This window comes from Microcystis sp. M44BS1 (genome assembly GCF_020244875.1).
Taxonomy (GTDB): Bacteria; Cyanobacteriota; Cyanobacteriia; order Cyanobacteriales; family Microcystaceae; genus Microcystis; species Microcystis panniformis.
Genome location: NZ_JADBVM010000273.1, coordinates 18,957 through 36,007 on the forward strand (window position 1 = coordinate 18,957; position 17,051 = coordinate 36,007).

Here is a 17,051-nt window from a genome sequence, read left to right on the forward strand (position 1 = left end):
TAATCAATGAGGTATTGGGGAAAAATATATGACAACAAATCTTGGAAAGCTAGTTTTAAAATTAGAAGCTGACATTACCACGCTTCAAAGGCGACTTGATGAAGCAGAACGAGCGGCTGCTTCTTCGGGCAAAAGTATGGGGATATCCATCAAAGATGGTATTCTCATGGGTATTGGTAGTCAAATCGGCGCTCAAATTACGCAATTGATTACAGCCCCGATAAATATTGCTACGAGAGCAATAAGAGGGTTTATTGATGAGGCTTTTCAAAAAGGGCAAAACTTTGAACAGTTTGAATCCAGCTTAAAAACTATATTGGGTGATGCTGGTAAAGCCAAAAAACTTATTACAGAACTAGCAGAATTTGCTCGTACGACACCTTTTGAACTGCCTGAATTACAAGCCGCAACTCGATCGCTTCTTTCCTATGGATTTGAATCTGAAAAAGTAATTGATACCCTGCGGCGGGTTGGTGATGTCTCATCGGCTTTAAGCTTAAATATTAATGAACTGGCTGTAATTTATGGCAAAGGTCGCGTTGCTGGTAGGCTCTACCAAGGTGATATAAACGAACTGGTGGGTCGAGGTATCCCAATTATTCAGGAATTCGCCTCGTTACTTGGTAGAAATGAAGACGAGATTAAAAAACTAACAGAAACAGGTCGGATTAATTTTCCTCTATTGGAAAAAGCTTTTGTTCGTTTGACTTCCGAAGGTGGTAAGTTTTTTGACCAGATGAAAAACCAGTCACAGACCGTGGCTGGTCAACTTAGTAACTTTAACGATCAATTCACTGGGGCGCAGGTTGCACTGTTTAACGCTCTTAAACCAGCAATTGTGACAACTATTGATTCTGTTAGTCAAGTTGTGGCGAAGGTTGCTAATACTAAGGGATTGTGGGATGAGGTTGGTCAAGTTGCTAAAGATTTTAGCGATACTCTTAAAGAAAATCCTGAATTGATTGAATCAGCATCAAATGCTATTCAAAGTGCAATGGTCGAAGGATTAAAATCGGCTACGGAATTAGCTCAAGAGTTTGCTTCTTATCTTAAAGAGAATCCTGATTCGATCGCAAAAACAATCGAATTGATGAAAATTTTTCTGCAATTATTATCTAAAACGGCTGTAGTTGCTGGGGAATTAGCATCTGCAACAGTAGAAGGCTATACAAAACTAGGAGTTTTAACAGGATTAGTACAACCAGAAGCTGTACTGGCTATAGAAAAAGGAATTGATCCTAAAAAATTACAAGATCGTGTTGATGCCTTGAAAGACATCGGTCCGCAAGCTGTTGGAAAGAACGAGACAACTGTGACGGAAGGAGATTTTATTCGCGAAGCAGCTAATCAGATTGATAAAGAAAAAAGACGGTCTAAACAAATAGCAATAAAAGAAGGGCGTAGCCCAGATCGGCTTGACTTTGTTTTGCCAGAAGAAGCGACGCAAGAAGACTTTCGAGAAGCAATTAGAAAAAAAAGAAAAATAGGACTTCCCCCCGAACTTGAAAAAGACAAAAAAGAAGAAAAGAAATCCCCTCCTAAAAAGCCCGGAGAGGTTGACCCCACTGCTGCTTTAGATAAGCAAGTAACCAAGGCGATCGAACTGGAATTAAAGCGAAACCTTGAGGTTACTAAGCTAGTAAAAAAAGGTGTTTTGACTCAACAGCAAGCGGAAGTCGAAAAACTTAAAGCTACTGAAAAAAGAATCAAAGTCGAAATATCGGCTGAGACTGAAAAGCTGAAAGGACTTAAGGGTCCAGAGCTTGATAAATCCAAGCAAGAATTAATCCAAAAGCAAATCTCGCTTTTGGAGTTACAAATGAGGATTGAAAAATCCTTAGAGGAAGCCGTAAAAGCGCGTATTGAAAAAGAAGCGCAAGCCTTACAGCGTAAAATCGATAAGCAAAGCAAAACTTTGGACTTTTCCAATCAACAAATCGCCATTGAGCAACAAAAGCTTAAATTTCTTGACCGTGAGCTATCTGCTATCAATTTTCTTAACTCAAGTCTAGAACGGCAAAAAAGCTTAAGAGACTCGATCGCAGAATTGGAATTATCTCGTTTAAGTTCAGTAGAAAATGACCTTGATATACAACTTGGCAACCTTGAAAGAGCAAGGGGATTAGCTAGAGATTTGGCTTCTGGCAGGCTTTCCCCTGACGAAACCAACGTCGTTCAACGTGACCTCGTATCAATCGGCTTAAACCCGATGGCTAGTGAATTAGAGATCGCCCAACGAATTGCCGCAATCTCCCAACAGCGACGACAAATCGAGCAGGAAACCCTCGAAAAACAACAAGAACTCGCCCGCAAAAATTTAGACTTTGAACAGCAACGACTAACATTATCCAAACAAAGAGCAACGATCGAATCCCAACAAGCGATCGAATCTGCCAAGCTGCAAGCATTGCAAACTGAGAACACTGCAAAGCAAGAGGAGCTATCGGCTCAAGGTAGAGTGTTAGACGCGCAAACCGCTCTCAAAATAGCTAAAGATCCAGAAGAAAAAGCGATCGCTCAAGAGCGGCTTAAATTTGCCCAACAAGAAATCGCGCTCGCCCGTGAAAAATTACAATTAGCTCAAATCTCAAGCCAGCTTGAGATTGAGCAAGCGGAAAAAGCAAAACAAAACACCCTCGCTGATCTGCAAGCCCAAGAAAAAAAACTTGCCATTCAAAAAGAACAATTAAACCTATCTCAAGAAAGCGATCGCAATCGGCTTGATGATAGACAGCGAGATCAGCGATTTGACCAACAAAGAGAAATCGCCCGCGCTCGCAACCCTCAACAGCCCTCTCAACCTCCCGGTCAACCCCAATCTCCCAGTCAACCTCAGTGGCAGCGATTTGCTCCGACTTCCAATCTAGTCAATCCAATAGCTGTTCTTTCTCGTGTTTTATCGGCTCCTGGCAATATTTTGGGAGGCCAACTGCAACAGCCTGCTAGGGTTTCGGATATGATCAATCGACCAATGCCTACAGTTCCCCCCTTGATGCCAGAATTGCTACAGCCCAATTCTTTGCCCGACATTAAGGCAGTTACAGGCAAGTTGGACACAATCATCGATTTGCTCAAAAGGCCGCCCTTGGTGCAAAATAACACCTTTAATCAATCTTCTGGCAACGGTTCCAACGATGCCGATTTATTCCGTCGGCTTCGGAATCAAACCTTACAAGACTTAAAAAAAGTCGTTGACCAAATCTCTTTATTTTAAAAAAAATAGCCTGAACATTTTCGTAGGTGTTCAGGACCAAATAAATTTCTAAGAAAATGATAAATCAATTATAACTCAAAAATGGACAATCTACAAAATACAGCTAAAGAAATCTCTGAAATCTTAAAGAAAAAACTGCCCACAATCGAAATAATCGAAAGTAGTTCTACTCAGGGAACCAGCGTCGCTAAGGTTCGGCTAGGCTCCGAGATTCGATACTTGCCACTGTTTAATGATTCTGGGTTAAGTTCCACTTCTATTCGTTAAAGTTTTACCAGTTGGTGCTATCCCAATCAGTGCTTCCAGTAGATAGGGAAGCTTCAAATTCTGGTAAAGCGCCTAATGCTGTACTGTGAGAAATACTGGTTAATCGTGGATTAGGACTGGGATAAAAGTAGGACACAGCCACCTCAATATTCCCTGATAAAGTTCCCGTACCGCTAGAAAGTGAAGTAGTAATCGGGTTATAGCTCCAAAAATTAAAATTTGGTGAAGGTGAACTAGGCAAATTTGAAACTATTGTCGTATCCAACAAATCCATAATAGTAAAAGTAATTGATCCTCCCGCCACATTTATCGGCTGATTGCGGCGATAAATCACCCCACCAATGCGGAAATATACTCGCAATTGTGGACAATTAAAAGAAGCATTCATTCCCGCAATCACATCTGGATAATTAGATCGCACCGTCGAGGGGAAAGTCACTGTGGCTTGAAAAATTTGCCCATTTTGAATCGCTAGAGGGGTAGTCCAGGCGCTTGGAGTGGATTCCCCTGGCAAGGTTGAAATTATTGCTCTGATAGCTTCTGATTGCAAAGGATTAGCGCGGATTGTACAAGAGCCACCCAAAGCTCCTGACACACAAACCTTTTGATTAGCAGTATCGGCTAACAGCCCAATCAAAAATATCTCAGAACTTAAAAATGGTGTGATATACCCCTTTATTTGGCCTATTCCACTCCCCCGCTTAAATCCGATAATTTCTGGCAGAATTCGCCATTTATCCCCTCCTGATACTACGCTTTCTCCGAAAAAATTGCCAAAAGGATTAAAAATCCCCACTTGCCTGCGAAGAAAAGGATAAATATTAACAGTCGCATCAACGGGAATAAAGCCCGTTAACTCGGCTAATGCAAACCTTAAACTAATCTCGATCGCAATTCCATAACCTCGATCGATTTCTTGTGATAAAGAAAAAACAAAATCCCCAGAATTAACGAAAACAGCGTTACTTTCTGGCAAACTTTCTAGTATTCCCGTAGAACGGCGCACTTTCCCCAACACCTTAATCCGGGCTTTCCCGTCTAAGACCGTAGTCGGTTGTTCGTTTAGAACAGTCGCTAACCCGATCAAAGTACCCACTGTCCAACTTGTCCCCGTATCTTCTGAAAACCCATTAAGCAGCCAGTAAACTACAGGGGTAGAGTCGCTCCCGTCACCAGCGTAGGGAAGCGGCAAAATCACCTCTGCGTTATCGGCTTCAACAGAGCGATCGCATCCACCCTCTGATTCCGTCGAACTTAAAAACGTCGTGGCTCTAGGCACTTGTACCCAGTAGCCCGACCCTGCTTGTATTCCCTCAGTTGCTTCGCTATCCCACTTATAAAAAACCGTTCCCACCTGTCTGACCATGCCATTAATCCTAGTCGTAGGCAGTGCCGCTAAATTAGCCACCGTAGGGGCTAATAACAGCAACTCCGAACTATTCAGAGTGATAGTTGCCGGCAAAGTTCTGTTAGTAACTTGATTAGTATTTTTAGCCCGCCATTCGGCTAATTGCCTCGCTTGCTGCGGTGTGGACGTAGAAGCACTCAGGATAAAACTAAAAATATCCTCTCCCGACTGCCTAGCACTGGCATTAATCGTCACCACCACTTGTTGACCCGCAGTCCAAGTGACAGCTTTTCCCTCGCTCAACAAGTTGCGACCCGCTCGGTTCCGGGCTTGCAGAAAAAAAGTTAGCGTCCCCCCTGTACTGGTTGATCCGCCGCTACTCGCCGTCACGGACCAATCATTTTGTCCTAATTGCGGCCGCACAGATCCATATAAAGCCACCATCTTAATTTTTCACCTCGGCTAACAACTGAAGCTCCTTAAGCTCCTCACCCAATACCCCTACCCATTTCGGGTGCAACTTGCCCGAATGAATGATTTTCCAAGCCCATGCCGCTTTATCTTTCGATAATGGAATCTTGCTCGAACTTTCCTCGCCAAAAGGCAAGTATCTTTCGAGTGCCACCACTGCTTCTCCAGCTTTAGAGTTAAAGTAATCGCAGAAAAACAGTGCAATTGGTCTGGCAAGCAAGTTTTTTTCATCTTTCTCCAATTCCCAGGCTTTTTGCCACGCATCAAAGACAAAATCCACAGACTGCTCACCGAATCTATCGGCTGAGAATCTTTCCTCGTGGCCTATCCTCGATCCTCTTACTCGCCAATAGAAAGTAGACCAGTCAAAGGTTCCTCTACTGAGGTACTGTTCAATCTGCTCGATTTGCTCTCCGAGGTCGAGGGGGGTAGAGGCTTTTTTTCCCTTTCTCTATCAGCAAAATCCGATATTTGCTTATACAAATCCTGATCCAGCGAGAGCGTATCGGCTTCCGACCAATCAGGAATTCCAATAAGCGATCGAACCTTTTCCAAGTCCGGCAAAATTTTGCCGGAACCATCAAAAGCGTCTGGGTGAATAGCCCGATATTTAACCAGAGCCGTCACTTCCTGTAATCTAGCACTGGCTCCCAATTGCGCTTGATATTCCAGTATATCTTCCAAGTCCTGAGTATATTTACTTGCTATCTCAGGATACTCCAAAGGATTATCGATAATTTTGGCTGCTTCCTCTCGGCTCATTCCCTCCTGAGTGCAAATTTTCTGCACTAATTTTAGTAATAGCAAATGCGCTTGAGTAGTCAGCATCATTTGACTATCTATCATCACTTGCTCTTGTACTGTGATGTGTCCCAGCTTAAGCAGGTGAAAACTTCCCTCCTCGGTTTCAAACTTAATAAAATCAATCGATCTTTTCTGAAAAGGTAGCATAAGGCAACTCAAGATTAAAAACACGGGAACGCCCCCCTAACCCCAAAGCTTCGGGAGGCAAAAAAATCCTCAAGAGCAAAGCGTCTCCATCGGCTACTATTATCTCTTTTTTTTCTAGCTTTTTTTCAAAAAAAGCCACAGCAGCAAAAAGGTGGGATTCAAAAAGCTCGACTCCCACCAAAGCGATCAGATTCTCTTTGTCAGCCAGTAAATTAAGTGATTGTCTCGGAAAGTGCATAAAGTTTACCCAAAACCCCAAACTGCCAAGAGATTTCCTGCGCTTGGTCAACCTCGCGAGAAATTTGCTCTCCTTTCACAGTAGCAAATCCCTTCACGCCGTCATCACTTTGATCCTCGAACTCAAAATAAACTACAGCAGCCGACCCCACCGATTTCAGTGCCGTCTTGATAACTCCTAGTCCTGGATTGCTTCCCGCAATTTCAAAAGCCGCACAATTAATTGACCACCTACGATTAGTTACCAACTCATCCGTCCCCTCATTATCGTAGGTGTTAAATTCTAGTACCGACTCATTCCCAGAAGTGGTAAAACTCCGAACCCCATAAACTGCGGATAAAGTCGTAGGAACCGTCAACGCACCTCCTGCCCCAGTAGTCGGGGCTCCCACCTTAATATCTGCTGTCCGCGTAATTTTATAATCGCTTCTAATTGGCATACCCACCCCCTAAACTAACTCAATTAAAATCTGTCTATTGAGTAGGTATCAGGGGGAAAAGTTTGTCACAAAACCACTCGGCTAAAGCCGTCGGGAATCTCAATTTTAGCCTGTTCTTCTGCCAAATCTGTCCCGGGTAAAGTGGTTGCCCTGGCATTAGGAAACAAGGTCAAAATAATCTCAACTGCCTCGGTCAGAGTTTGGCTTTCATCATGCTGAATCAGCCTAACCGTATAGGTTCCCGTCCGTTTCAGTTCCCCCAATAGCCTTTCTTGGCTGATTTGAGGGCTTTTCTGAATCAGCAATTCTAGACCTGTCACCTTGCGATCGTTTGCCAGTTGCGGCGGCCAGCAATGAACCGCCGGCACTGTCACCGTCCCCGTTGCCGTTCTCAGGGTATAAGTCCCCAGTAAATCGGCTAACTCCTCCTCTAAGGTATCCCTCAAATCTTCCCACCAAGCTGTCATAAATGTCTCTCGCTAACTTCCTTGATTGCCTGATAAAGCTCCTCGATCGCATCCCGTGGCAACCGACGAATCAACATCAAGCAATCGGCTAGTTTATCCCGTGTTTCTTTTCTGTCCATTACCTACCTTTTTCGCTTGCTCTTACCTCCTAGTTTATGTTCTTTGGTGTTGTTGTCTCCAATAATCGTCCACAATCTATCAAAACCAGCCTGTTTCGCCGCTTCGTACAGATGGGCGTTTCCGATAATTTCATAACGATCTGGTCCTGTTTCTTTAAGAATTACAGGCTCCCAGTTTCTACCTTCTTCTTTGAATCGTTTCGCTGCCTCGGCTACCTTTTTCTGATTAACTCGTTGTGGTTTAACATCAATTTCGTCCAGATAGGTATATTTTATGGTTCCGATATCGCTGTACCCTCCTTTGTTATTGTACTTAGGTCCAGTCGTTAAAGTATCGGGTTCGTCATCTCGCGATGCCTTTAAATTCCGTTCGGCTTTTCCATCACCCACAATAGTGTGAATTTTTTCGATTCCCGCCCTTTTCGCGGCTTCGTAAATAAATGCGTTACCGATTACCTCATAGGAATTCTGAGTAGGATCATCGTTTTTTTGTCGAACAATTACAGGGTCATAATTAAAGCCCGCTTTTTTAATCAACTCGGCTGCCTCGTTTAATTTAGCCTCATTAAATTTTTTGGGATTTTTGATACTTATCTCGTCTGGGTAAATGTTTTTTTGTGTTCCTACATCTGTGTATGTCATCTGCCCCGACTTACGTTTAGGTTGTTTTTTTTGCATCTCTTCTTGTTTCCCCTTACGCGCCGCTCTCCCCTCCTTACTAAAAAGATCGTTAAGCCGTGCTTTTTCATCTGCGGTCATCTCTGATTTATGCTGTAGTTTAGGCTTGATGTACCCTCGCTTTTTCGGTTGTGAGGTTCGTGCTTTTTCCAATTCAGCAAAATCTATTTCCCCATCATCGGCTCCACCCCCACCACCAGAAGCTTTAGCGGCTTTCTTAGCAGCTAAAGCCTCCTTCCTTGCTTTTAGTTTGTCCGCGTATTTATCCAGCCTTACTTCTAGGGCGGTTTTCCCCTGACTATTTACCAGAATTCCCTTCTTATTTTTTCCCCATCCTCTAGAAGCCATCATTTCCCCCTAAATAATTTATTAAAAGTTTTCTCTGGTTCCAAACGCTCGATCGCCACCTCAGTCCAGGGACGACCCAACACTACCCGGCCATCGGCTGACACATAACCCTCGTGGACATAAGCTGCGTACTCCACAGACCAAGAAAATACCGCCACCACCGGCGACTCAAAATCAACCTGAGTCGAAGCCCGTAACCTACCCGTATCCACAATGTCCTGAGCAGGGAAATCCTGAAAAGCGCTCGGATCCGAAATCACCGAAACATTCTCAGCAAAGAATAACATCGCCAATTCCTTAAATGCCTCCCTTGCCTTATCCGTCACATCATCTCCTCGCCAATCCAATCGGCTACTCATACCCCATCCTCCACATGAAAGACCCCTGCTATTTTCTGCCCAGTCAAAGGCTCAACCCCAAAAGGATTAAGCAGTGAAGCCTTAATTTCAAGCTCTCCCCTTAGCAATCTATTTGGCCCTTGTATTTGACAAGCAAAACGATTAGGAAGGCTCACCGACTCAGGGAAAAAAATCGGGTCGGTTAAATACCCATCCACTAAAATCGTCGCCCCATCTACACCCCCTTCGTTTTTAGTAGTAGAAGACCCCTGACCCCGTTGACTCGACATCTTCAATAAAGCCCGCACCTCAAGCGTCCCCCCTCCCGTAACAACCCAGTTACCCGTATCATCTCGCTCGGCTACCGTCCCCAGTAAAGGGATAAAAATTGTACTGTTTGCATAAGCTGAAAACGGACTAGCCATAAATCCCCCCTAAAGAATCACATCAATAGGCTGAGAATCACCCGACCCAACGATGCGACGGATACCCCAATTAAGACCCAAAAGATTAGCCAGTCTAAACTGTAATTCCCTGCGTTCCGTCTCCAAATTTTTGAGACGAGACCCCGCTTCCCAAGACAGCACATCGGCTTGAACCAAAGCCAACTGACCCGAAGCTCGATCGCTCGACAACTGCTCTACGATCGCATCAATCAAATCCAAAGTATCCTTAACTGTAGACTCCACCACCGGGGTCTGTTCTGCCACCCCCAAAGCCGTCTGCACTTCCTGCGCCTTAGTAATAGGCCAAAACAAAGCAGTTAAGACTCTTAAATAATCACCCGCCGCAAAAGCCATAAAAAAATCCCTTCAACTATCTCTAGTTAAAAGGAACCAGCGTCGGCTAAGTCAGTGGTAAAAATTTGCTACGAAATATTCCGAATAACACAGATAGCTTCCGGGTTAGTGATAACGGGAAAACCCGTCATATAGCCCTCGCCCACAATCGACACTGGTTTTTTATCATAGGTATCGACGTGGATGATCGGCCCAGGCTTTTTATAACCTTCAACCCGACCGACCCCGTAATAGCCCAAAGTATTGTAAAGAGGGAAAATACGTTCGTCTACCAATAGCTGCCGATTCTCCCCCGTAGAACCGATAATCACAAAGCAATTCCGAGGCAGAAAATACTGAGTCCCCGTCTGTGTCGGATACTGCAAGTCATAGGTCATAATATCCGGCAAAGTATTATTGCCACTGCCAGACCGTCGAATCGCTGAGTTAACATCGGGTAACCCATAACCAGCAATGCCCACCGGTAACACCGCCCCCCCCGAAGTCGAGAGATACCCCGCTCTAGTTCTGATTTTCTCGTTCAGAGCCATGATACTCACCACATTCGTGGAAGTGACCATTTTATCGATATTAAAGCCTAATCCCCATAGGCGATTGCAAGCCGCGATAATATCTTCCATAGGGTCATAGTTATCATTCGACCAAGTACCCCCCGCATTAAAGCGGGACCCCGTAGGATTAGGGAAACTCACCGTCTCCGTCGTTCCCCCAGGGAACACTCGGCTAACCTGAGCATCTACAATCGCCTGCCACCTTTGCAACTCTTTTTTGAACTGCAAAGACAGATTTACAGAAGTATCAACCCAGTTTAAAAGCTCCTGCTGGGCCAGCAACTCCGCCGCACTTTCTCCCTGGGTTTCGGCTTTCATTAGGATCATCTCTTCCAAGGCCTCAAGCTGAGATGCATCCATTTCGACTTTCACGTCGTGGTGTCCCAATTCGACTTTCATCGAACCCACCATTGCACCCTTAACGAGCTGCGCTGGTGTGTAGGGCGTTCCGTCTGTTGCCACCACCGTTCGATATCTTACCGCTTGCTCTTTGTATTCATTTCGTCGGCGCATTTCATCTGGAAGCAATCGCGCCCCCATTAGCTCGCGCCCCATATTCAGCATCGACACACTGCCAAGCTGAGATAAAGAATTCAGCATGATGCGATCGAAAGCCCCATCAGCCTTTAATTCCGTGGCCAGCGTCAATAAACTCTTCACCATTCGGCTACACTCCTAACATACATTGATAACGATTTCTGATTGCGGTTTTTAAAGTCGAATCCATCGGAGTCCAGCCTGGTAAATAATTCTCGAAAACCAAACAGGTATGGCGATAAACAGCCCCAAAAGGATTCTGAATTGCATCTGGCACATCAAAAGCCAAAAGGAAAATCTCATCGTCCGTTGAAACCGCGGGACCGAACCCCGTCCCCGCAGTCCTTTCCGCAAAAGTCCGCCCCACCAAAGTGCCAGAAACAATAAACTTCAATCCAGAAAAATTCCCCGTATCTCCGATCGCCAAAGCAGTAGGTAAAGCAGCCACCGTCACCGTAGTAGCACCCACCGCAGCCGGAGCCGTAGCCCGTGCGAATTTCTTCCCTCCGAAATCAATCACATCCCCTGGATTAATCTCCCTGGTTAGTCCACTCGATAAAGTAATCGAAGTCGCATCAATCGCCGCAATCGCCGCGATTGTCAACTCGGCTGACGTAAACTGCGCCGCTTCTAACTTAATCCCCCCCGGCAGAATCGTTTTAGGATTCAACCCGTCTCCAGCCCACGCTGGTGGCGTGCGCTCCGGAGCATAAAACACTTGACCTACAGACATTAGCTAACTCCTAAAACTTTCTCTACTGCTTTCTCGTAATTCTTCATCATCCCCGCCACGAGGCTTGGCTTTTCTAGCTTAGGAGGCACTCCGGCGCTCGTACCGCTAGGAAGCGTAGGCACACTCGGAGTCGTACTCGCAGGGAAAAGCGAAGGCAAAAAAGGTTGATGTTCTTTTTCTACCCACTCTTTCAAGTCTCGCCCCCCCAGCATCGGCTTGCCATCCTTCACCTCTAGGGAGTCTTTTGATTGCTGTAACAGAACTCGCAAAACCGACGGGTTTGCACCGATCGCCTGGGCTGCAGAATCGATCGCACCCTGGCGCTTCAAGGACTCCAATTCAGCCAAAGACTCAGAATACTTACTTTCAAACTCGGCTTTTTGATCCTTCAATCCCTTAATCGTAGATTGGGCATTATCCAGCTTCGAGGCTAATGACTCCCCCTCCACTGCCAACGTCCCAAATAGGCTATCCAAAAGGGCTTGAGATTGCTTGAACTGGGTTTCCGCCTGAGTCGCCCCAGTTACCCGGGTATTAATTGCATCTGCAATTTCTTGGGCATTTTCCAGCCCAGATTCCGCAATAGCTTTCAAAGCGTCCGAATACTTCATCTGACCTCCTGTAGAATCGGCTACTCATTACACAATAGCTTAAATTTAGTACAGCCAACCCTAAACAAACATAAAGAGGGAAAAGCCCGCAAACAGCTTTCCCCTCTAGTTGTACAAATGGTAGATCAGTTTGTCTTAGTTTTTGTGTCCGCAAAACAAAAGAACCCTTTTATTATATCTGTTACACATTACATAAGCTACAATTAATATCGTGGGGTTTGGTGCTTGCCAGCCTCTCCCCACCCTTTTTGTTGTTAAAGTAGAAAGCCCCCTGTTTTGGGGGTTTTTGCCTTTGTGTAATCGGCTACCCGTTACTCGTGCTATATTTATTCATAGCTAAAGCTGATCTGTGAGAGAAAGTTTCCCCGAATGCCTGCCATCATTCGGGGTTTTTAAATTACCGGCAAAATTTTGCCAGTCTTTCTCTCAAAGCCACTAACTCCGCTTCCTTCCTTTTGATCTCCCCTTGCAACCGCCGCACCTCAAAACCCCTTACCACAGCCTTAAGCCACTTTTCCTCCTCCTCCTCCGATAACTTCCGACTCGGAAATCTTCCCTTAATCAATTCCCGATAAGCCTTTCCCACGCTCTCGGCTGCCAAAAAAAGCTTATATTCCTTGTCCACATAAAAGTAATCGTAAGTCCCACCACCTACGAAACTTATCCTTAAGTATTTTTGCTTGCCCTCATAGGCAAAAAAACGAACACAGCTTGATTCCCTAGCCCAAACTTGAAGCATAATGATTAACTCCCTTCCCCCCCAAAATATTGAAGCAGAAGAATCCATCTTAGGCGGTATTCTACTAGACCCAAAAGCATTAAGTAAAATCAGTGATTCCTTAATTCCAGAGGCTTTCTATGTGAAAACCCATCAAGACATCTATCGCGCCGCCCTTGCCTTACAGGAAAAGAAAAAGCCAACAGACCTAATGACCGTTAGCAGTTGGCTACAAGACAATCATCTCCTAGACCAAATCGGGGGAATGCCAAGATTATTGGAATTAATCGATCGTACTGTCTCGGCTGCCAATATCGATCGCTACGCAGAATTAGTCATGGAAAAATATATGCGTCGTCAGTTAATTTCCACTGGCGGAGAAATTATCGAGTTAGCTAGGGATACGACGCTAGACCTAGAAAACATTTTCGACGAATCAGAACAAAAAGTCTTTCGTCTCACCCAAAAACGACCCCAGGAGGGTTTAATTTTTCTGGGGGATACTTTAATCGAAACCTTCAATAAAATCGAGCAAATGCACGAAACCACCACCCTCCCCGGCATCGAAACCCAATTTTATGATCTCGATGCCATGACCAGTGGTTTACAGCCCTCAGATTTAATTATTATCGCCGGCAGGCCATCCATGGGAAAAACCTCCTTTGCCCTTAATATTGCCTATAATATCGCCCAACAGAATTTACCCGTGGCTGTCTTTAGTTTGGAGATGTCAAAAGAACAATTAACCCAACGTTTGTTATCGAATGAGGCTAAAATCGAAAGTAATCGGATTCGATCGGCTAGATTAAGTCAAAATGACCTAGAAAAAGTTTTTAACGGACTCGATAAATTACTAAAACTTCCTATCTACATTGACGATACCCCCAACCTAACCGTCAGCCAGATGCGCTCTCAAGTCCGGCGCTTACAGACAGAAAAGAAAGGACAAATCGGCTTAGTCCTAATTGACTATCTGCAATTAATGGGAGAGGGCGGCGATAATCGCGTCCAGGAGCTATCTAAAATTACCCGCAGTCTGAAAGCCTTAGCAAGGGAAATTCACGCCCCAGTAATCGCCCTTTCCCAGTTAAGCCGCGCCGTAGAATCTCGCAACAACAAAAGACCAATGATGTCCGATCTCCGTGAATCAGGAGCTTTAGAGCAAGATTCCGACCTAATTATGATGTTATACCGAGATGAATACTATAACCCCGACAGCCTCGATCGAGGTCTAGCAGAAGTAATCATCACCAAACACCGTAACGGACCCACCGGCACAATCAAGCTACTCTTTCAATCAGAATTTACCAAATTTCTTAACCTAAAAAATAGCAGGAGTGATTTTTAAATCACCCCTGCTGATAACTGAAACTCTAGGCTATTAAATCAGCCTCCGTAATCCCCGCACCAATTAAGCGCTTGATCAGTATAAATTTAGCTCCCTTGCTGTCTAGCCGTTTTGCCTTAGCCAACTTCCGTAACTCGTTAATCCCTAGCTTACCTAAAGCCGCCTCAATATCTGATACCCCAATCTCCAAATCTTCCATCTCAATAATATCCCCGTGTCCATTGCCATTATGTCCATTGGTTTCAGCCACCACCTCAATAACAGCATCCTCGCTAGGTTCTGGCTCCGGTTCTGGTTCGGGATCAACCGCAGATTCGACAGGCTCACCGCAAGCCGCCAACTGCGGGCGCTCACAATCAAACAGAGAATCGATCGCACCCTTAAACGTCATCACCTCAGTCGGACTAATCGCATTAATCATCATCAAAGCAGTCTTAATCTGTTCTATGGCAGACTCCGCCGCATTTTCTGCACTGCCTAACTGCTGTAAGTGATTTTCCATCGCTAAATTTTGGGCGCGCAACTCCTCCACCCGCAATAATAGCGCCTCAATTTCCAAAGAATTAGCAGAAACTTGGGACTGAATCTCTTGAATTTTCGTGTTGAAAAGCATAGTAAACCTCTAAATGGTGAAATGTATCGAATAGTCATCAAATGTGTCGAATTGGGCAGTTTATCGACCTACCCAGGTCAGCGAATTATTCCCCGATCGATTCTCTATATGCTTGATCTAGAAAATCGTAATCAATAACACTACCCTCAAGCATCTCGTAAATAATCTCATCCTCCTCTCTGCATACTGGATAATCAGGCTCCCCTAAATCATCCTCCGCAAACTCAACCTCAATCCCATCAAACAAATCATCAACACTGTAAATAGTTTCAGTAGTCATAGTTGCAATCTCCTTCGGGGCGCTCTGTAGTGTTCTCAACCCCTGTGATTACTACTATAGGATAGTTTCCAAAGTTTGTCAAGTGTTTAGTTGACAATTTACAAATATTTTTTCTAAACACCTTAAAAGCCTTGCTGCGCTTGGTTTTTGCGAATAGCATCGGTACTGGCGATGCTATTCGTGCGGTAGAGCGTAAAACATATTACACAGATACAGCAAAAAAAAGCTTTCCTCTGTTCTAATCAAAGCGAACGCCAAAATTAACATTGAGTGCCGATTCAATTTTTCTGAGAGTTTCCTCAGCGATCCCACTTAATACAGCCTCGGCCTCGAGTTGATACCAGTAATTGCGGGAAATACCTACTTCTTTAGCCAAGCTTGTTACAGAGCGATCGCTCGCTTCCCTAGCTTTCTTAATCTTTTTTCCTAGGTCAGCAACTTCTACTTCTTTTTTAATAATTCGATTTACTTTCACAGACATGACGAGTACCTTAACACGTTAATTATATTATAACTGTCAAGTTGTTAGTTGACAAGTGTTAACTAACAGGGTTACAATAAATCTTGTAAAAAGCGATCGGCTATAAGCTCGATCGCCCTAACCAGGGATTTAGTCCCTGAAATCAAATGCTAACCTTCGATTTTAACTCCAAAACCGTCCGCGTGATCCAACTAAATGGAGAACCTTGGTTCGTCGCCACAGATATCTGTCAAGTTCTAGAACTGGGGAACGTTTCCCAAGCTTGCAGTCGGCTAGATGACGACGAAAAGGGTATCTGTAATGTATATACCCCCGGCGGAAAGCAAGACGCGACAATAGTTTCCGAGTCCGGAGTATATTCCCTCATCTTCACCAGCCGCAAAAAAGAAGCCAAAACCTTCAAACGCTGGGTAACACACGAAGTCCTCCCCAGCCTCCGCAAACACGGCCACTACCAAATCCAAACCCAACCCCAAGAAACCGTATCAACCTGGATAATCGATCGCTTCGACAAACTCGAAAAACAAATCAACACCCTAGAAGAAACCGCAGACCAACACAAACGACACATCAAAAACCTACAAGCCATCATCGACGAAGCAGACCAACTCTGGCTCACCTTCCCCGAACCCGAAGCCAAAATCCCCACCAACTCCCGACAAATGGTACTACTACTCATCCACCACTCCACCATCAAATTCCGTCGCCCCATCGCCAAAATCTGGGAAGAAGCCTACAGCTACTTTCGGCTTCGCAGCGGCTTCGATGCCCAAGCCCGCACCCGCAACACCGACAAAGCACCCCTAGACCTCATCTTTGAACTAGGCATGGGAGACGCATTCTACACCGCCTGTTACGAACTCCTCGTCGAACGCTACCCCACCAAATACAACAAATAAAACACCCATGCAAGAAATCGAAAACAACATCATCGAAATCCGCAAAATTATTGCCGTCCTCGTCAAAGCCATGACCTACGAAGACCAGCAAGAACAAGACAACATCTACCTGCCAATCCTTCAAACACTTCAAACCAAAACCCAAACCCTTCAAGACAACCTCAACAACCAAATCAGCACCGACAAATGGCAAGCCCTAATCGGCCAAACCCGTAACTAACCCAAAACCCACCGCTGGGGCGGTGGGTTTATAGTAAAATCATCCTAAATCCTCCCCCAAAAAACCATGATTCCCACAATCGGCTTAATGATCGGAACCTACATCATCGTCCGCCTAGTCGAAATCAGCGACACCAGCAAACCCCTCCTACGGGCGCTTTGTCTAATCGCCCTAATAGTCAACATCCTCGGCATGATACTTCTTTGGCGCAACAGCACCACCCTTTCTAATTAACTTCTCTGTAGGTGGTGATTCGGTAGTAGTGATGGCGGCTTAATCCTTTGCCAGCTGTGCGTTGTAGTCATGGATAAAATACCAAACAGCCCCAACGTGATTCTCCATTTTTTTAGAGAAAGATAGACTCTCTCTCACCAGCCGAGAA

At 44.9% G+C, this 17,051-nt stretch carries 24 protein-coding genes and 1 pseudogene; 6 read left to right on the top strand and 19 right to left on the bottom strand.

What is annotated here, in order from left to right:
• The first annotated feature begins 28 nt into the window (after window positions 1-28).
• A complete protein-coding gene (locus IM515_RS20720; RefSeq protein ID WP_287626956.1) occupies window positions 29-3,214 on the top strand; it encodes a tape measure protein in 3,186 nt (1,061 codons plus the stop codon).
• 81 nt (window positions 3,215-3,295) lie between these two features.
• Window positions 3,296-3,481, top strand: coding sequence for a hypothetical protein (locus tag IM515_RS20725; RefSeq protein WP_287626957.1), 186 nt, complete (start codon window positions 3,296-3,298; stop codon window positions 3,479-3,481).
• A gap of 4 nt (window positions 3,482-3,485) precedes the next feature.
• Here the strand turns inward: IM515_RS20725 and IM515_RS20730 are convergent, their stop codons facing one another.
• From IM515_RS20730 to IM515_RS20800, 15 genes are all read right to left on the bottom strand, one after another.
• Window positions 3,486-5,273, bottom strand: a complete 1,788-nt coding sequence (locus IM515_RS20730) for a hypothetical protein (RefSeq protein ID WP_287626958.1) — start codon at window positions 5,271-5,273, stop codon at window positions 3,486-3,488.
• A 1-nt stretch (window position 5,274) separates the two neighbouring features.
• The gene (locus IM515_RS20735; RefSeq protein WP_287626959.1) at window positions 5,275-5,580 is read right to left on the bottom strand and encodes a hypothetical protein; all 306 of its coding nucleotides are present in this window, start codon (window positions 5,578-5,580) and stop codon (window positions 5,275-5,277) included.
• Between the two features lie 59 nt (window positions 5,581-5,639).
• Entirely contained in the window at window positions 5,640-6,131 is a 492-nt protein-coding gene (locus IM515_RS20740) for a hypothetical protein (protein WP_287698168.1), read from the bottom strand.
• Window positions 6,132-6,222: 91 nt separating this feature from the next.
• Window positions 6,223-6,489, bottom strand: coding sequence for a hypothetical protein (locus tag IM515_RS20745; protein WP_287626961.1), 267 nt, complete (start codon window positions 6,487-6,489; stop codon window positions 6,223-6,225).
• Window positions 6,464-6,928, bottom strand: a complete 465-nt coding sequence (locus IM515_RS20750) for a phage tail tube protein (RefSeq protein WP_287626962.1) — start codon at window positions 6,926-6,928, stop codon at window positions 6,464-6,466. The genes IM515_RS20745 and IM515_RS20750 overlap by 26 nt, the downstream gene beginning before the upstream one ends.
• Window positions 6,929-6,993: 65 nt before the next feature.
• Window positions 6,994-7,395 carry a hypothetical protein gene (locus tag IM515_RS20755; protein WP_287626963.1) on the bottom strand — a complete coding sequence of 134 codons (402 nt, stop codon included), beginning with the start codon at window positions 7,393-7,395 and terminating at the stop codon, window positions 6,994-6,996.
• On the bottom strand, window positions 7,392-7,514 hold the full coding sequence (locus IM515_RS20760) for a hypothetical protein (protein WP_287626964.1): 123 nt from the start codon (window positions 7,512-7,514) through the stop codon (window positions 7,392-7,394). The genes IM515_RS20755 and IM515_RS20760 overlap by 4 nt, the downstream gene beginning before the upstream one ends.
• Window positions 7,515-7,517: 3 nt before the next feature.
• Window positions 7,518-8,543 (bottom strand): ParB N-terminal domain-containing protein, encoded by a 1,026-nt coding sequence (locus IM515_RS20765; protein WP_287626965.1) that lies wholly within the window; start codon window positions 8,541-8,543, stop codon window positions 7,518-7,520.
• The gene (locus tag IM515_RS20770; protein WP_287626966.1) at window positions 8,540-8,899 is read right to left on the bottom strand and encodes a hypothetical protein; all 360 of its coding nucleotides are present in this window, start codon (window positions 8,897-8,899) and stop codon (window positions 8,540-8,542) included. Before IM515_RS20770 ends, IM515_RS20765 begins: the two co-directional genes overlap by 4 nt.
• Window positions 8,896-9,303: a hypothetical protein gene (locus IM515_RS20775; protein ID WP_287626967.1), complete on the bottom strand. Its 408-nt coding sequence runs from the start codon at window positions 9,301-9,303 to the stop codon at window positions 8,896-8,898. Before IM515_RS20775 ends, IM515_RS20770 begins: the two co-directional genes overlap by 4 nt.
• Before the next feature lie 9 nt (window positions 9,304-9,312).
• Complete coding sequence (locus tag IM515_RS20780; RefSeq protein ID WP_287626968.1) at window positions 9,313-9,678, bottom strand: hypothetical protein; 366 nt, start codon at window positions 9,676-9,678, stop codon at window positions 9,313-9,315.
• A 68-nt stretch (window positions 9,679-9,746) separates the two neighbouring features.
• Entirely contained in the window at window positions 9,747-10,892 is a 1,146-nt protein-coding gene (locus tag IM515_RS20785; protein WP_287626969.1) for a major capsid protein, read from the bottom strand.
• 4 nt (window positions 10,893-10,896) lie between these two features.
• A complete protein-coding gene (locus tag IM515_RS20790; RefSeq protein WP_287626970.1) occupies window positions 10,897-11,499 on the bottom strand; it encodes a hypothetical protein in 603 nt (200 codons plus the stop codon).
• On the bottom strand, window positions 11,499-12,110 hold the full coding sequence (locus IM515_RS20795; RefSeq protein WP_287626971.1) for a hypothetical protein: 612 nt from the start codon (window positions 12,108-12,110) through the stop codon (window positions 11,499-11,501). Before IM515_RS20795 ends, IM515_RS20790 begins: the two co-directional genes overlap by 1 nt.
• A gap of 397 nt (window positions 12,111-12,507) precedes the next feature.
• Window positions 12,508-12,849: a KTSC domain-containing protein gene (locus IM515_RS20800; protein WP_287626972.1), complete on the bottom strand. Its 342-nt coding sequence runs from the start codon at window positions 12,847-12,849 to the stop codon at window positions 12,508-12,510.
• Window position 12,850: 1 nt separating this feature from the next.
• Here IM515_RS20800 and dnaB point away from each other — a divergent pair, with 1 nt between their 5' ends.
• On the top strand, window positions 12,851-14,176 hold the full coding sequence (gene dnaB / locus IM515_RS20805; protein ID WP_287626973.1) for a replicative DNA helicase: 1,326 nt from the start codon (window positions 12,851-12,853) through the stop codon (window positions 14,174-14,176).
• Between the two features lie 25 nt (window positions 14,177-14,201).
• On the opposite strand, the gene IM515_RS20810 is transcribed toward dnaB, so the two are convergent.
• The 3 genes from IM515_RS20810 to IM515_RS20820 all read right to left on the bottom strand — a co-directional run bounded on the left by IM515_RS20810 (window position 14,202) and on the right by IM515_RS20820 (window position 15,550).
• Entirely contained in the window at window positions 14,202-14,789 is a 588-nt protein-coding gene (locus IM515_RS20810) for a hypothetical protein (protein WP_287626974.1), read from the bottom strand.
• Between the two features lie 85 nt (window positions 14,790-14,874).
• Window positions 14,875-15,069 (bottom strand): hypothetical protein, encoded by a 195-nt coding sequence (locus tag IM515_RS20815; RefSeq protein WP_287626975.1) that lies wholly within the window; start codon window positions 15,067-15,069, stop codon window positions 14,875-14,877.
• A gap of 238 nt (window positions 15,070-15,307) precedes the next feature.
• Complete coding sequence (locus IM515_RS20820) at window positions 15,308-15,550, bottom strand: helix-turn-helix domain-containing protein (RefSeq protein WP_287626976.1); 243 nt, start codon at window positions 15,548-15,550, stop codon at window positions 15,308-15,310.
• 146 nt (window positions 15,551-15,696) lie between these two features.
• Between IM515_RS20820 and IM515_RS20825 the strand changes: the two genes are divergently transcribed.
• The 3 genes from IM515_RS20825 (at window position 15,697) to IM515_RS20835 (ending at window position 16,903) form a co-directional block, all read left to right on the top strand.
• Window positions 15,697-16,449: a BRO-N domain-containing protein gene (locus tag IM515_RS20825; protein WP_287626977.1), complete on the top strand. Its 753-nt coding sequence runs from the start codon at window positions 15,697-15,699 to the stop codon at window positions 16,447-16,449.
• A gap of 7 nt (window positions 16,450-16,456) precedes the next feature.
• Complete coding sequence (locus IM515_RS20830; RefSeq protein WP_287626978.1) at window positions 16,457-16,669, top strand: hypothetical protein; 213 nt, start codon at window positions 16,457-16,459, stop codon at window positions 16,667-16,669.
• Between the two features lie 66 nt (window positions 16,670-16,735).
• The gene (locus tag IM515_RS20835; protein WP_287626979.1) at window positions 16,736-16,903 is read left to right on the top strand and encodes a hypothetical protein; all 168 of its coding nucleotides are present in this window, start codon (window positions 16,736-16,738) and stop codon (window positions 16,901-16,903) included.
• Between the two features lie 39 nt (window positions 16,904-16,942).
• On the opposite strand, the pseudogene IM515_RS20840 reads toward IM515_RS20835, so the two are convergent.
• Window positions 16,943-17,051, bottom strand: a pseudogene (locus IM515_RS20840) (IS1 family transposase); the annotation flags it as partial.